The following is a 14,427-nucleotide window of genomic DNA, read 5'->3' on the forward strand; positions in this document are numbered from 1 at the left end:
TCAGTTCTCCATGAGAGTGAAGCGGGATTGCGGGTATGTCAGTGACCTGTATCTTCCCTTACCTTTCAGTCTCGGGAAACCTGCCTTCTGCTTGACACCCTGCTTCTTCTCCCTTATTCTTCCATAGAAGTTCTGGTATGCACGATCAACTCTTCTGGCAACATCCTGCAATACCTGTGAATGTATGTTCCGGTATTCATCAAAAGTATTCTTCAGTTCAGGTATCTCATTCTGCTGATGGTTGTATGTGAGGGTTTTCTTTGATCCCCTGTAAGCGTATCTCCTTTCCAGCAGTAATGAATTGTACAGTTCCCTGCAGAGTTTCACCTGTTCATTGAGTTTTTCTTCCTGATCCGCAGATGGGTACAGCCTGAACTTATACGCTTTCAATCCTCTTTTCCTCCTGTGATTCCACGTACTTCATCAACACAGGGAGAGTTACCTGGCCCGATGTTGCCAGAAAGTATGATGGTGACCACAGTTTACCGTTTCATAGGACTTTGGTGACCTCCGGGAATTTCCTCTGTATTTCTCTGGACGTTATGGTTTTCACTGCATTCACAAATTCAGTGATTCTCAGTACAGGAGTTCCCCTGAAGAGCATATGGAAATGATCCTCGTCACATTCCATTGAAACAACCTCCACGCCCGATCTATCCGCTATCTCCCTCACCTTTATTTTGAGGAAGTCCACCAAACCATCATCAGTGAAGCTTCTTGAGAGTATGTTATGAAAATAAAAATGTTCGAATGAAAGAACTTCTGAAAATTCTTCGTCCCCAATATTACGCCCTTTGCAAGCGCTGGCACACCGGATCGATGTGATCAAAGTCATTTTATTAAGGCACTCAGCATTTCTGACTGGCAGAAGAATGAAGCTGAAGTTTATGTATTCGTTGATTCTGGCTGCTGGGGAAAGCAGATGAGTGGTCGCGGAACTGATAAGAAAGGTACCCATTGCAAGCCTGATGCTTCAGGTGTTGTTCCCAGAGTCGACCCGGCAAAATGCGAAGCGAAGGGTGAGTGTGTGAAAGTTTGCCCATACGAGGTTTTTGAAATCAGACCCAGAACATCCGGTGAAATTTCAGATCTGGGTTTTCTCGGACGCATAAAGGCAAAGGCCCACGGAAACAGGATTGCCGGCACCCCCGGCCTGGACAGATGCCACTCCTGCAGTGATTGTGTTACGGCATGCCCTGAGGGGGCAATTCGGTTTGTACCGAGAAATCAGTGATCTCCCGGACCCCATTTGTTAATGAATCGGCACCGGCAGAAAACGCAGCTTCCATGCCAGCCATGTGACAAATGCCATTGTGAAGTCCACGAAGTGGCCGTACAATTATGAACATTGAACGCACAAACCATTTCGTCCGAAAACAGAAAATGGCAGTGTCATTCTTTGCTGATATCCTGGTCTGGATTCCTGGCTGATATCTGTGCATTCTCCCGGGACTTTTTGCTGAATTCAAACATCCTTTTCTGGATTGCTATCTGGAATGCTTCCCCAAGTATGAGGCCGGAGAGGTATGAAAGTATGATGCTCAGGAAGAAACCCGCCGTAACATCGTAATAGATCAGCAGGTAAATCCTCACCACGAAGGCTATTGTCCAGGCAAGCCCAATTATGGGGGAACGCCTGTAATGAAGGATTTTCTTCTTTTCGAAGAATTTGACCTGTCCCTTGAACAGTGATGAGAGTCCCAGCCCAAGGGCGAAGGCGATGGAGCAGGCAAGCAGTTCAATTGTGGTCAGCCCCACATATGTGGCACCCGTAAAGGCAAGATAAAGCAGGGGCGAAAATATGAGTGACCTTGCAGAATACTTCCCGCCCAGAGAAATCCTTATGATCCTGCGGCCAACGAATATGGCAACAAATGCGCTGAAGAAGATGTCCTTGTACCTGAATATTATTGAGTAGGCTATGCTTTCAATGGTTTCAGACAACTGCGTGATGTTTATCATAAAGCTATTCTGTCATGATGCAATATTTCGCATGGTATAAAAATATACTACTGTAGGTTCCTGCCTGAAATCCGGATTGAATCACTGCAGTAGAGGGCAATGCCAGAGGGCACCTTTGGATAGAAGTATGTGGATTTCTGTGGGAGCAGGCGGCCATCCTCTATCATGGATATGAAGACAGATTTGTTCCATTCAGGCATTAGGAATGAAAAACCTGATCTGCCGCTGTCAACCTCGTCCACTGCAATGACCCTGTTGTGCGTGTAAAGAACCTTTGTTGAGAGGTCCTTCTGGGTCATTCCCATTATCTGCCTTAGTATGAGGTTGCTCACCAGGGACGGATCCCCGGCATACTTGTACTTCTTGCTGCACCCGATTGCATCAAAGGCAATTGGCTTTGGGGATATGGAATGATATTTTCCGTCGTACAGGACTATTGATTCCTGGCCATGATCCCCATTCATCTCCCTGACATCGAAATATTCACGGATGCTATCCATAAATGCTGAAATCTCAAACTCCCTGCTTACAACCCTGTGAATCCCACCAATCAGGAGGGAATCACTTTGAAGCGATGTAACATACGCCATGGTGAATTTCCAGAAATCCCTGTTTTCGCCGTTGCTTTCAAGATAAAGATTCCTTGTTGCCTGCAGCCTGTGATGGCCATCGGCGACCACTGCATTCTCTCTCTGCAGTGACTGCCTGATGCTCTCTATTGACCGCGGATCAGTCAGGAAATACACTGAATTTGCCACCCCATCCGGCTCCTGGAAGGTCTTTGCCGGGGACATCTGCCTTACGGCGGCCCTGAGTATCCGCTCGAAACTGGTGCCGTTCACTGTCAGGAAAATTGGTTCCAGCTGGCAGGATGTCTTCTCCATAAGTTTTCTTCTTTCCTCCACAGCCCATGGAAATGTTTCCTCATGTGCCAGGACATCCTTCCTCTCCGGCGATGTCTCCACCGGGGAAATTATTCCAATCCTTGATATGCGGCGTCCCCCCACATGTATTTCCTGGTCCAGTATGATGAGGCAATCGCTGCCAAAAGTTTCTAAAACTCCATCCTTCCTCCACTGTGCCAGGGTGCCAAGTGCATTCTCAAGGATTCCGTGGCGCGGCATGGTTATGTGGGTTATGTTGAAGGGACTGGACTTGAGCCTCGCCTCATGATCCTGCGAGATTATGTCCACCGGAGGGGAAGTGGTTCCTTCAAGATCACCCCTGTAAACAAGCGGGCGAAATGGAATGAGATTCAAGCGGAATTCATTCCCCTTATGGATTTTATGACCTGCAGATCAGCTTCATATCCGTTCTCGCCTAGCGGAGTCTCAAGTATCATGGGAGTGTGTTCAAGCCTTCTGTCATTTATGAAATTGCCAATGCCCTGGGCACCTATGGTGCCGCGGCCAATCTGCTCGTGCCTGTCAAGATGACTGCCTCTGTCTTTCTTTGAATCGTTGAGGTGGATGCCTTTCAGCTTGCTGAGGCCAATTGTGCTCTCGAATTGATCCATTGTTTCCATATATCCCTCCGGAGAAACTATATCATATCCTGCAGCCCATGTGTGGCAGGTGTCGAGGCATACTCCTACTTTAGCCGGGAACTGGAGACCATCCATCATTTCGGCTATTTCCTCAAACGACCTTCCAATGGTACTTCCCTGTCCTGCAGCATTTTCCAGGAGGATCGTGCATTTCTGGTCCTTAGACATAACGCTGTTGAGGTTCCGCCGGACGCTGTCGATGGCCTCTTTTGGTGTGGAGCCTGAAGCGGATCCGGGATGGAATGTGAGATAATCCACCCCAAGCAGATCAGCCCTCTGGATTTCAATGGTGAAGGCATCTGTGGCCTTTTTCCTGAGCTCAGGGCTGGCTGTTCCCATGTTGAGAAGGTATGAAGCGTGTATCATTATCCCGCACATGTGATATTGGGAAACTCCATGCCGGAAGCTTTCAATTTCCTCTGCTGGAAGAGGCCTGGCGTTCCACTGCATCTGGTTCTTGGAAAATATCTGGAATGTTCGGAAGCCGAACCGGGACGCCCTTTCAGGTGCAAGATGCACTCCTCCAGCTGTGGAAATGTGTCCTCCCAGTTTAAGTTCGTCAGTGATGACCAAAATGAAAACCTACCTCAACTGTTTGTCGCTCTCGATCATCATGTTGATGAACTGGTAAACATGAAGTGCCAGTGCCGGATTGTCCGTATAGCCGCAGGCATCAAGTTCAGGGCCAGCCAGCATTGCACGCACCTGGTCGCTTGCAACGTCCGTGGCTATGAGGCCCTCCTTCCTGTAGACAACCGTATTGGGAGGAATCCTCTTATTGGGCGGGGTAACGAAGATTACCTTGACTCCCCTTTTTATTGCGTTGTCAAGGTTTTTCTTCAGTTCAGTGCGGATCTCCCTGACCTTAGGAGTGCAGATGAGGATCTCCCTTTCTGTCAGGTTTATCATCTCCGCAAGTTTGCTCATGACCCGCTGGTTCCCGTAGATTGTGTAAACTAACTGGGGATCGCCCTTAGACGGGACCATGTCCTGTATCTCCTTGAGTTTCCTGAACAGGCTGTCAAACCTTTCCTGGAAATCCGACCTTATCTTTCCCATGTCTTCGGGCTTGAACATCCGGGGCCTTCCCTCTGTTTCCTTGGCAAAACCCTTCTGCACCAGCGATTCCATGACCTTGTATGCCGATGTCCTGGGTATCTTGGCAGTGTCTGCCACAGTATCGGCATTGGCGACGCCATGGTAGACCAGGGCGGCGAATCCCTGTGCTTCGTACGATGACAAACCCAGCAGTTTCAGCATTTCCGCTATCTTGCTGAGTTGCTCAGCATTAGCTTCCATAGCTAATAATGTGTTATTTGTTTATATGATTTTCTAAGGTCGCAATTATTGCGCTATCAATATTTACCTGATTCTATGAAAATATTGTTCTATTTATAAATCATTTACAAATGTGGCTGTCATAACTATTTATCTCTCAAAAAAAGGCGTTCACTGCATATGGAGCGTAAATAATAAGAACAGCACAGCACTGATTGGAACTGATGATCGATGAAATATCACAGATACTGAAAATGGACAATTACCTGGCAAACATGCAGATCGAGGTTGTTGAGGCACATCAGGGTCATGTTGAGTTCCGGGTTCCTCTGATGAAGAACATGATGAGGATCGGCGACATTGCCAACGGAGGGGCCACCATGACACTACTGGATGCAGCCGGTGGAATGGCTGTTTTCACACTGGTTGAGGGATCAAACCAGGTCACGGTGAACCTGAACACCAACTTCATAAGAAAAATAGACAAGGGGCCGCTGAAGGTAACTGCCGATGTTGTCAGGAAAGGCAGGAACATAGCCTTTGCCCGCATGGAGATCACTGATTCTGAAGGAAAACTCTGTGCCGACGCTACAGGGACCTGGTATATTTTCGGCCATGTATGAAACCTGTTACATGAATCCTGGGTGATGTGGTAGAATTTAAGCGCTGCGATGAATACAAATGGCATGGAATATCAGGATAAAGGATGCTGCCATATGATGCAGATAATACAACCCGGGAATGCTCTGCTGGAATGCCGGGACGGCGGCAAAAATGGATATAGATGAGAACAGATTTGAGGGCATGCTTGCTGGAAAGACGGTCATACTGACGGTCACTGCCAGCATTTCACTTTACAGGATGCCGGACCTTGTGAGGGACCTTCGCCGCGAGGGTGCAAGGGTGATAGTGGGAATGTCAAAGGAGGCTGCTTCCATGATAAGTCCCACCATATTCCAGTGGGCGTCAGAAAACGACGTTGTGACTGCTGTAGGCGGGAATATAGAGCATATCAGCCTCTTCATTGGCCACGCAGGTGATACGGCACTTCTCATTTGCCCGGCATCGCACAACACAGTGGGTAAGATTGCAAACGGCATTTCTGATGATGTGCCATCACTTTTCTTTTCATTCGCCATTGGCAACGGAAACCCTGTGTGCATTTGCCCGGCAATGCATGAAGGCATGATGGTGAATCCCATAAACCACAGGAACCTGCAGGCACTGGAAGATGCTGGAGTACAGATAATTCCACCCAGAATATCGGAAGAAAAGGCAAAGATCTCCGAAAATGACCTCATAATAGACCATGTATGCAGGCTATTCCACGGAAAGACCCTGCGTGGAAAGAGTGTGCTCATAATCGGCGGAAGAGGGGAGGAGATGATTGATCCTGTAAGGGCAGTTTCCAATCTAGGTAGCGGCTTCACACTGTCATGGTTTGCAGTGAATGCTTTCAGGCTTGGCGCAGCAAGCATAGTTATGATAGGCAACACCGAATATCGCGTTCCGGAATACGCTGAGTACATTCATGCAGTGAAGATGGAGGAATTCGAAGCAGAAGTGGACAGTATCCTGTCAAAGAGGAATTTCGATGTGGTCATCAACTGCGCTTCGCTTTCTGACTTCATTGTGAAGGAGAAGTCAGGGAGCAAGATGCCTGGAGACAGAAGCGCTACAGTAACCCTGATTCCCAGGGAGAAGCTTCTTGATCGCATAAGGAAGAAGCACGGCGGCAGGCTCGTGGCCTTCAAGCTGGATGACGAAGTATCTCCGGATCAGGTGTACAGAAAAGTCAGCTCCAGCAGGCCGGACCTTGTGGTTTACAACAGCATATCACGTGGATCCGGGCCATTCGGAACGGTGAGCAACCATTACATTTTCATCAGGCCCAATGATCATGAGGATCAGGGAATACTCTCCAAGCCCCAGATGACCCAGAAGGTGCTATTCCTTCTGTATTCAAAGTCAACGGAGGCACCATGAGGATAGTCTCCGTTCAGGCACCAAGATGTGGAATTTCCTCCGCTGCCGGATATGCATCAGCACTGGCCCGGGAACTGGAAGCCATAGATCCGGATCTGGTAGTTCTGCCGGAGAAATGGGTAACAGATCGCCTGGAGCAGGATTCGGCAGACCTCTGGGCCATACTGGGGGTATTCATGGATCTTTCCTCGTCAAACGGATCCTCTGTTATTCCTGGAAGCTTCAGCATAATCAGGGATAGCAAGCTGTACAACTCCTCACCGTTCATCAGGAATGGAAGGGTGCAGGGATTTCAGGATAAGATATCGCCATACAGGAACGAACGTTCCATTTATGAGCCTGGCAGGGACATAAGTGTCTTTGACGCAGATTCTATCAGGATAGCAATAGCAGTCTGCTACGACCTTGACTTCCCGTACTACACAAAGGTAGCTGTGGCTCGGGGTGCCAGAATGCTCGTGAATCCATCCCTTATTGTGAAGGAATTTCATGAGATGTGGCACATTTACGTCCGCGGCAGATCCCTGGAGAACAGGATTCCTGTTGTGTCTGTGAATTCACTATCCGATCCTTTTGGGGGCGGATCCATGATAACGTGGATGGATTATACGGACAGTGGAGTCCTGCTGAAAAGTACTGAGTGCAATACCGCACCCGTAACAGTGGCCGAGATTGACGAAAAGAGAGTAGATGGCCCACTGCTTGCGAGATTCGATGAAGATCCTGGCGAATACGGCATTTCAAGCACCCGGTGATATTATTTATTGGCCTTGCCTTCCATAATGTATCTGGAGATAATTCCGGCAACCTCCTCCGGGTTGGAAGTCTGCGGAGTATGCCCTGCACCATTTATGATCTCAAGATGGCTGCCATGTATGAGTGAATGAAGCTGATAGGCATATTCCACCGAAATTATCCTGTCCTCTGAACCCCAGATTATTGTTGCGGGAACAGAAATGGACCCAAGTTCTCCATCTGTCAGCTTTTCCCGCCCTGTGGCATTGTTCATAATCATCTGCCTTATGCTTTCCCTGCTGTTCCCTGGATTCATCCGCATGATCCTGTCCACAAATGCTTCCATAGCTTCTGGGGTATCTTCACCCACAGTTTTGTTTATGCCTGCAGAATCAACCAGGAAGAGATGCAATACGGGCATGCCGGACAGAACCAGCCTGAGTGATACCCAGCCGCCATATGAGTTACCTACCAGGACAGGATGGCTGATGCCAAGACTGTCTGCGAAGCTGCGGATCACCCTGCACTGCATGCCAATTGTATAATCATAATTGTCAATCATCGTTCTTCCCTGACCTGCAAGATCCGGCATGTAAAGTGCAAATACAGGATCAAGATACTGCTGGAGCTTTATCCAGTTGTTTCCGGATCCCCCAAGGCCATGCAGGAAAATTATGGGAATTGTTCCGTCCCTGTGGAGGTATGAAATCTTTCCGAGATTGGTATGTATTTCACGTCTCTGCATTATCTGGGATTATATTATCAGATAAAAGGAAACGTCAGGCACACACTTGAAGTTACCCATCATAGTTAGCTTTGGGATGCTGCATGTAAAATGTGATATTCCAAATAACAATAGAGGAACACATGCCATTTCAAGATCTCAGGAGCTACCTGAACGAACTCAGGGGAAAATCCATGCTGGTTGACGTTAGTGCACAGGTTGACCCTGACCTGGAACTCACGCATATATTGAGTGAGGAGCTACGGATAGGAAAGAAGAGGACAATTGTATTCAACGATGTGAAGGGGAGCAGCATACCCGTTGCCGGGAATCTCTTTGGCGACTGGGAAAGAATGAAGATGGTCCTTGGAGATGAGCCCATCAACATCGGGAACCGCCTGCTTGAACTTGTGCAGGTTCCAAGTGATACAGATTCCATGATGTCCAAGGGCCTCAAGATGTTCAGGGAACTGGGCGGCATAAGGCCTAAGGTGCACAACGATCTGGATTCCGACCACATTGATGCCGGCAAGCCGGATCTTCTCCAGTATCCCATATGCCGCACATGGCCAAAGGATGGGGGAAAATACATCACTCTTCCCCTTGTTATAACAAAGGATCCAGTGAGCGGAAACAGGAACGTGGGAATGTACAGGCTGCAGCTCTATGATTCTGAGACCCTGGGCATGCACTGGCAGATTCACAAGGGGGGCGCAGAGAACTATGACAGGCAGAGGGAAAGATCAAAGCCGCTTGATGTTGCAGTTGTGCTGGGCACAGATCCACTGAACATATTCTCTGCAGTTGCACCTCTTCCCAACGGGCTTGACGAATTCTCCTTCGCAGGGCTCATCTCCAGGGACAGGGTTGACCTGGCAAAGGGTTCCACAGTAAACCTGGAATATCCAAGCAATTCAGAAATCGTTCTTGAAGGCTATGTGGACCCTGCCGAATCAAGGGTTGAGGGACCCTTCGGGGACCACACGGGATATTATTCCCTGGAGGAGGAATTCCCCGTGCTGCATGTCAGGAAGGTATTCCAGAGGAAGAAGCCCATCTATCCCACCACAATAGTGGGCAAACTCTGGCACGAGGATGTCATACTGGGAAAGGCGGTTGAGCGGATGTTCCTTCCAGTAATAAAATTCCAGATACCTGAAATAGTTGACCTGAACACCATGGAGGAGGCCGTATTCCATAACATGGTCATAGTGTCAATACGCAAGAGATACCCGGGGCAGGCAAAGAAAGTAATGTTTGCCCTCTGGGGCCTGGGGCAGCTCATGTTCTCCAAGATAATTGTGGTTGTTGATGACGACATAGACGTTCATGACAGGAAGCAGGTAATATGGGCCATGTCCACCAGGATCGACCCTGACAGGGATGTCTTCACTGTGAAGGGGACAGTGACCGACAGCCTTGATCACGCTTCCCCCATATTCAACTATGGCTCAAAGATGGGAATTGACGCCACAAGGAAAGGCGCCTCGGAAGGGTATATGAGAAGGTGGCCTGAAACCATGCAGATGCCGCCAGAAGTGGTGGAATCCGTGAAGAAGAAATGGGGCGCGCTGGGCCTATGAATGCCAGGGACATCGTTGACTACATCAAGCTTGAGCACACTGTATTCGATCTGCCGTTTGTTTTCAGCGGTGCAGTTCTTGCATCCCATGGCTCCTATAACTACGTGAAGCTGCTGCTCATACTGGTGGCCACCACTAGCGCCAGAGCAACTGCAATGTCCGTGAACAGGATAGAGGGAGTAAGGTATGACAGGATAAATCCCAGGAAGAAGGACTGGCTCCTGGTATCTGGAAAGCTCAGCGTGCGGAAGGCCATCATTTTAACCATGGTATTTGGCATTATCTTTGAACTTTCAGCGTATTTCCTCAACACCTTTGTCCTCATGCTCTCTCCCATTGTCCTTGTGCTGTTCATAACGGACCCGCTTCTCAAGAGGATCACTCCATGGAGGCACATCTACATGGGGCTCACCATAGGTGTGGGCGTGCTTGCAGGATATCTTGCCATCGTTCCGGCATTCCCGTCAACACTACCGCTCTATCTCATATTTGCAGGATCATCCCTATGGATAGCCGGCTTTGATATGATATACACAATCCCTGATGTTGACACCGACAAGGTTTTCGGCCTCAGGACGGTTATGACGGATTTCGGCATCCGGAAGGGGCTAATATTATCCAATATAATCCATGGGGTTACCTTTGCATTCTTCCTGGCACTGGCACTCTACATGAGGTCAGTATTCTATGACATTGCCCTCATACCCATCCTTGGCCTCATAATATACCAGCACTACATTGTGAAGCCTGATGACCCCCGGAGCATCAAGGTATCCTTCAGGAACTCAAACACTTTCATAGGCTTCATTTTCCTGGCAGGAGTCATCCTTTCAATTGCCTTTGGGGGCTACTGATCTCCTTCGACCTTCGCTGAACCTGCTGTGAATGAACGGGAAAGCATCCTTGCGAATGCCGCAAATGCAACGATGGAAAGGAGTCCGAAGGCTCCTACCGATGACCATATCCTCAGGCCGTTGTAGGCGTATATGGCTATGAAGAATGCACCTACACTGGGTCCCAGTGCCCTGCCTGTGGAATTCACCATTCCAAGGAATCCCATGTACCTTGCCACCTTCCCTTCGGGCGCAATTCTTGACACAACCGTGTTCATTATTGGCGACGTGAGATTTTCACCGATGGTGATGATGACCATGTCTCCCATGAACTGAGGAAGCGTGGTGGAAAATCCAACAAGCAGGTACCCCACAGTATATGCCAGGGCGCCTGCAATCATGGAAACGATGTCGGGGTACCTCTTCATGAAATTTGTTATGGGGTACTGCCCAACCACAACCACAACGCCATTCACAGCATATATGTAGCCTATGAGGTCTGTGGGAACGGCAGCCCTGACTCCTGCATAAAGAGGCAGTGTCACGGAAAACTGCGACGATACCAGTGTGACCAGGAACGTTCCAGCGGAAAATACCAGCAGGAACCTGTCAAAGCTGATCATCTGTATCCTTCCCGATCCCTTTTCCCTTTTCCTGAAAGTCCCTCTCTCCCTGACAAAGAAGAGAACCACTATGCCCTGTATGAGGCTTGATACCGCCACAAGCAGGAATATCCAGAATATTCCGAAGTTGAATATGAGCGACCCTGTGAGCGGGCCGATTGCCCACCCCAGGTTTGCCATTATCCTGTATACAACATATCCCCTTGACCTGTCTGCAATTGAGGTCACGTCCGCTATGAGGGCCCCAGCTGACGGAAACACAAGTGCTCCTCCGAAGGATGTCAGGACAAACATGGCAATGATGGTGGGTATTGGCAGCCTGATGAGGATTCCAATGGCGATGGCGAAATAAAGTGCTGATCCGGCCCCACTGCCCAGGAGCAGCGTCTTCTTCCTGCCCAGCGAATCTGCCAGTGCTCCGCCAACAAGACTGAAGACTATGGACCCCACTGAAAGCAGGGTGAATATTATGCCAACTTCATAAACCGGGATGTGCAGATCCAGCTGGAAGAAGAGGGCCATGAAGGGCCATGTTGCCCCGAACCCGATGGAACGTATGCCCGAGGCTATGCTTACTGCCCAAAGCTCCCTGTTGCTGAATAGAAATGCTCCGGAAATGCGTCCATTAGCCGTATGGGGCTAGAACAGTGACATATAAAAATCTCGGCAAGTATGGTGCGGCATGGCAGCCATGAAATCAGAGGCTGAGCCCGTGAACCGAAGGCTTCCCCGTCATGGATTTCTTAACAGTCACCGTCTGCCGGTCCCTGTCTATGGCGTTGAACACAGCGCCGTCCAGTGCAAGCATGTATCCCTCGCCGGCAAACAGGCGGTGGGAATCATCAGGAACCTGGCTGATCCTTACCTCTGGATAGAAAATAGGCTGGCAGTCCCTGTCATTGCAGGGGCCGGGGCGTGATTTCGCCTCAAGGATTATGTAATTGCCTGCAGTGGCCACGGACATAAGGGAACGGCTTATGATGATCCTGCCTTTCCCCACCGGGATTGTCACATCATCTGCCATTATTCATACTTCTTTCTGTACGCTTCCATGGATCTCTGGATTTCCCTGACTGCAAACTCCTTGCCTTCCCATCCTGAAACTTCTGTCTTCTTGTTCTCAAGTATCTTGTATGTCTGGAAGAAATTCGCTATTTCCTTCAGGAGATGCTCCGGAAGATCCTTCAGTGTGTTCACCCCACGATAGAGAGGGTCGCCTTCCGCTACCATGAGTATCTTGTTGTCCAGATCGCCCTGGTCAATCATCTTCATGACACCAACGGGCCTTGCCTTCAGGACAATGCCGGGATATGTTGGGTCCTTCAGGAGTACCATTGCATCCAGGGGGTCACCGTCATCATAAAGTGTCTGCGGTATTGCGCCGTACTCAACAGGATACACCACCGATGAGTGCAGAACACGATCCAGGACCACTCCCGCAAATTCCTTGGACATCTCGTATTTGTTCCTGCTCCCCCGGGGGGTCTCGATGATTACGTTCAGGTGCTCGGGTGGTTCGGGACCGACCGGTACCTGGTGCCAATAGCTAGCATTCTTGTTCATGTTTTGCCATTGAACTGATGTATAAATATCTGCTTCTTTCAGCCATTTATGCCGTCAGCATGATCTGTCAGGGTTTTCCCTCTTTACGTCGCCTTTGCCGGAAATATTAAACTATGGATCGCCCATTATCTCCTGCATTGACACAGGGGACTAAACTGGTATCATACAGCCCATTCAGGATCAGCTTTGCCGGCGGCGGAACTGACATCAACCCGTTCTGTGATGCTTACGGCGGGTCCGTTATCAACGCCACCATAGATCGGGGTGTCACCGTCATCTACACTCCGGATGAATATGAACTTGAGATATCGTCACGGGACTTCCTCAAGAGCGTCATGATAGTGGGGGAAAATGATAACGGGGATGTCCTTCACAAAATGGCGGGACTTTTCAGGAACTATGGCATCGATCGAGGACGGATCAGCATAAACAGCGGCGTTCCACCCGGCTCTGGCCTTGGGTCGTCAAGCGCACTCACCACCGCTGTTCTATCGTTGATACACATGCACAGAAATGAGTCCAGAGACCCATGGGAAATTGCCAGGGAGGCTTTCAGCATAGAGAAGAATTACTTCGGCATCACCCTTGGGAAGCAGGACCCCTTTGCCATTGCTGTGGGAGGATTCAAGTTCATGGAATTCACCGGCGGGACAGAAATAAACCATCCATTGAATCAGAATCAGGCATTCTGGAGAGAACTTGAGGGCAGAACGCTTCTGATCTATACTGGAAAGACGCGGGAGAGTTCGGCATATCTCAGGGATCAGGTGGACCAGTCAGCTGCAGGTAACAGCCAGGTTGTGAGCAATCTCAGGGAAATGAAGGCCCTCACCCATGAGATGTACAGCTGCGCCCTGAGTGGCGACATGGGCGGGTTTCTCAGGGGAATCAACAGGGGCTGGGAACTCAAGAGGAACCTGGGCCGTAATGTGAGCAACAGCAAGATAGACCGCATAATAAACGAGGCTCTGTCAAATGGGGCTGAAGCAGCAAAACTCATGGGCGGCGGCGGCGAGGGATTTGTACTTGCAGTATGCAGGCCTGGATCCATTGAACAGGTCCAGAGTTCCATGATGAAGTACTCAGACTTCGTCATCAGGGTCTCATTTGAGGAAAGCGGAACAAGATCACAGAGATTTTCCCAGATTTTCCTTGACTGAAAGGAACTGCGTGAATATCCTGTATGTGAGTCCCCACATGATCCATCCGTCAAAGTCAAGTGCGTCCTGTCCGTTCACAGGATGCTTTATCCTGTGCCCACTGTTGATGTCCACAACACGGATCTTGTATATCTCAGGGCCAGGTGCGAGCCCCTCAAGGCTGACTGCTGCTATGACAAATGGATATACAGGCATGTCTGGCATCCGCATTGAGTGGGTAGGGGGCAATTCCATCACGATGTCATCCGGCTGAAACGAGAGGCTCACCTCTTCCCTGATCTCCCTGAGAACACCCTGAATGGCTGTTTCCCCTTCCTTCACATGTCCACCGGGGAAGGCTATGTCTCCGGACCATAGATCACCTTCCCTTCGCTGCCTCTTAACGATGACGATGGAATTATGGTGAATTATGAGACCCACAGCAGAATCCATGG

General features: G+C 49.4%; 18 protein-coding genes. 7 read left to right on the top strand and 11 right to left on the bottom strand.

Annotated features, from left to right (window positions below):
* Window positions 1–390 carry a transposase gene (locus RE469_02500; protein WMT45076.1) on the bottom strand — a complete coding sequence of 130 codons (390 nt, stop codon included), beginning with the start codon at window positions 388–390 and terminating at the stop codon, window positions 1–3.
* A 100-nt stretch (window positions 391–490) separates the two neighbouring features.
* Window positions 491–958 (bottom strand): transposase, encoded by a 468-nt coding sequence (locus tag RE469_02505; GenBank protein ID WMT45077.1) that lies wholly within the window; start codon window positions 956–958, stop codon window positions 491–493.
* Between RE469_02505 and RE469_02510 the strand changes: the two genes are divergently transcribed.
* The gene (locus tag RE469_02510; protein ID WMT45078.1) at window positions 923–1,234 is read left to right on the top strand and encodes a 4Fe-4S dicluster domain-containing protein; all 312 of its coding nucleotides are present in this window, start codon (window positions 923–925) and stop codon (window positions 1,232–1,234) included. The two genes, RE469_02505 and RE469_02510, sit on opposite strands and share 36 nt — an antisense overlap.
* Before the next feature lie 158 nt (window positions 1,235–1,392).
* Here the strand turns inward: RE469_02510 and RE469_02515 are convergent, their stop codons facing one another.
* From RE469_02515 to RE469_02530, 4 genes are read right to left on the bottom strand one after another with little or no spacing between them, the layout of a single operon-like run.
* A complete protein-coding gene (locus RE469_02515) occupies window positions 1,393–1,962 on the bottom strand; it encodes a hypothetical protein (protein ID WMT45079.1) in 570 nt (189 codons plus the stop codon).
* A 47-nt stretch (window positions 1,963–2,009) separates the two neighbouring features.
* Window positions 2,010–3,221, bottom strand: a complete 1,212-nt coding sequence (locus RE469_02520) for a DUF1015 family protein (GenBank protein WMT45080.1) — start codon at window positions 3,219–3,221, stop codon at window positions 2,010–2,012.
* Complete coding sequence (locus RE469_02525; GenBank protein WMT45081.1) at window positions 3,218–4,081, bottom strand: deoxyribonuclease IV; 864 nt, start codon at window positions 4,079–4,081, stop codon at window positions 3,218–3,220. Before RE469_02525 ends, RE469_02520 begins: the two co-directional genes overlap by 4 nt.
* Before the next feature lie 9 nt (window positions 4,082–4,090).
* Window positions 4,091–4,807: a TrmB family transcriptional regulator gene (locus tag RE469_02530; GenBank protein ID WMT45082.1), complete on the bottom strand. Its 717-nt coding sequence runs from the start codon at window positions 4,805–4,807 to the stop codon at window positions 4,091–4,093.
* A gap of 203 nt (window positions 4,808–5,010) precedes the next feature.
* Between RE469_02530 and RE469_02535 the strand changes: the two genes are divergently transcribed.
* The 3 genes from RE469_02535 to RE469_02545 all read left to right on the top strand — a co-directional run bounded on the left by RE469_02535 (window position 5,011) and on the right by RE469_02545 (window position 7,527).
* Window positions 5,011–5,409: a PaaI family thioesterase gene (locus RE469_02535; GenBank protein WMT45670.1), complete on the top strand. Its 399-nt coding sequence runs from the start codon at window positions 5,011–5,013 to the stop codon at window positions 5,407–5,409.
* Between the two features lie 151 nt (window positions 5,410–5,560).
* Window positions 5,561–6,772 (top strand): bifunctional phosphopantothenoylcysteine decarboxylase/phosphopantothenate--cysteine ligase CoaBC, encoded by a 1,212-nt coding sequence (gene coaBC / locus RE469_02540; GenBank protein ID WMT45083.1) that lies wholly within the window; start codon window positions 5,561–5,563, stop codon window positions 6,770–6,772.
* Entirely contained in the window at window positions 6,769–7,527 is a 759-nt protein-coding gene (locus tag RE469_02545) for a carbon-nitrogen hydrolase family protein (protein ID WMT45084.1), read from the top strand. The genes coaBC and RE469_02545 overlap by 4 nt, the downstream gene beginning before the upstream one ends.
* A 2-nt stretch (window positions 7,528–7,529) precedes the next feature.
* On the opposite strand, the gene RE469_02550 is transcribed toward RE469_02545, so the two are convergent.
* Window positions 7,530–8,252 carry an alpha/beta hydrolase gene (locus RE469_02550; GenBank protein WMT45085.1) on the bottom strand — a complete coding sequence of 241 codons (723 nt, stop codon included), beginning with the start codon at window positions 8,250–8,252 and terminating at the stop codon, window positions 7,530–7,532.
* 122 nt (window positions 8,253–8,374) lie between these two features.
* On the opposite strand from RE469_02550, the gene RE469_02555 reads away from it, so the two are divergent.
* Together RE469_02555 and RE469_02560 are read left to right on the top strand one after the other, a co-directional pair.
* Window positions 8,375–9,814 (top strand): menaquinone biosynthesis decarboxylase, encoded by a 1,440-nt coding sequence (locus RE469_02555; GenBank protein WMT45086.1) that lies wholly within the window; start codon window positions 8,375–8,377, stop codon window positions 9,812–9,814.
* Window positions 9,811–10,668 (top strand): UbiA-like polyprenyltransferase, encoded by an 858-nt coding sequence (locus tag RE469_02560; protein WMT45087.1) that lies wholly within the window; start codon window positions 9,811–9,813, stop codon window positions 10,666–10,668. The genes RE469_02555 and RE469_02560 overlap by 4 nt, the downstream gene beginning before the upstream one ends.
* Here RE469_02560 and RE469_02565 read toward each other — a convergent pair.
* The 3 genes from RE469_02565 to RE469_02575 all read right to left on the bottom strand — a co-directional run bounded on the left by RE469_02565 (window position 10,662) and on the right by RE469_02575 (window position 12,833).
* Window positions 10,662–11,888, bottom strand: coding sequence for an MFS transporter (locus tag RE469_02565; GenBank protein WMT45671.1), 1,227 nt, complete (start codon window positions 11,886–11,888; stop codon window positions 10,662–10,664). The genes RE469_02560 and RE469_02565 overlap by 7 nt on opposite strands.
* 79 nt (window positions 11,889–11,967) lie before the next feature.
* Window positions 11,968–12,294: a hypothetical protein gene (locus tag RE469_02570; GenBank protein ID WMT45088.1), complete on the bottom strand. Its 327-nt coding sequence runs from the start codon at window positions 12,292–12,294 to the stop codon at window positions 11,968–11,970.
* Window positions 12,294–12,833: an inorganic diphosphatase gene (locus RE469_02575; protein ID WMT45089.1), complete on the bottom strand. Its 540-nt coding sequence runs from the start codon at window positions 12,831–12,833 to the stop codon at window positions 12,294–12,296. Before RE469_02575 ends, RE469_02570 begins: the two co-directional genes overlap by 1 nt.
* A gap of 137 nt (window positions 12,834–12,970) precedes the next feature.
* Here RE469_02575 and RE469_02580 point away from each other — a divergent pair, with 137 nt between their 5' ends.
* A complete protein-coding gene (locus RE469_02580; GenBank protein WMT45090.1) occupies window positions 12,971–13,993 on the top strand; it encodes a kinase in 1,023 nt (340 codons plus the stop codon).
* Here RE469_02580 and RE469_02585 read toward each other — a convergent pair.
* Window positions 13,961–14,425, bottom strand: a complete 465-nt coding sequence (locus RE469_02585) for an NUDIX hydrolase (GenBank protein WMT45091.1) — start codon at window positions 14,423–14,425, stop codon at window positions 13,961–13,963. The genes RE469_02580 and RE469_02585 overlap by 33 nt on opposite strands.
* Between the last annotated feature and the right edge of the window lie 2 nt (window positions 14,426–14,427).

It is taken from the genome of Cuniculiplasma divulgatum, from assembly GCA_031200235.1.
In the GTDB taxonomy this organism is placed as follows: domain Archaea; phylum Thermoplasmatota; class Thermoplasmata; order Thermoplasmatales; family Thermoplasmataceae; genus UBA509.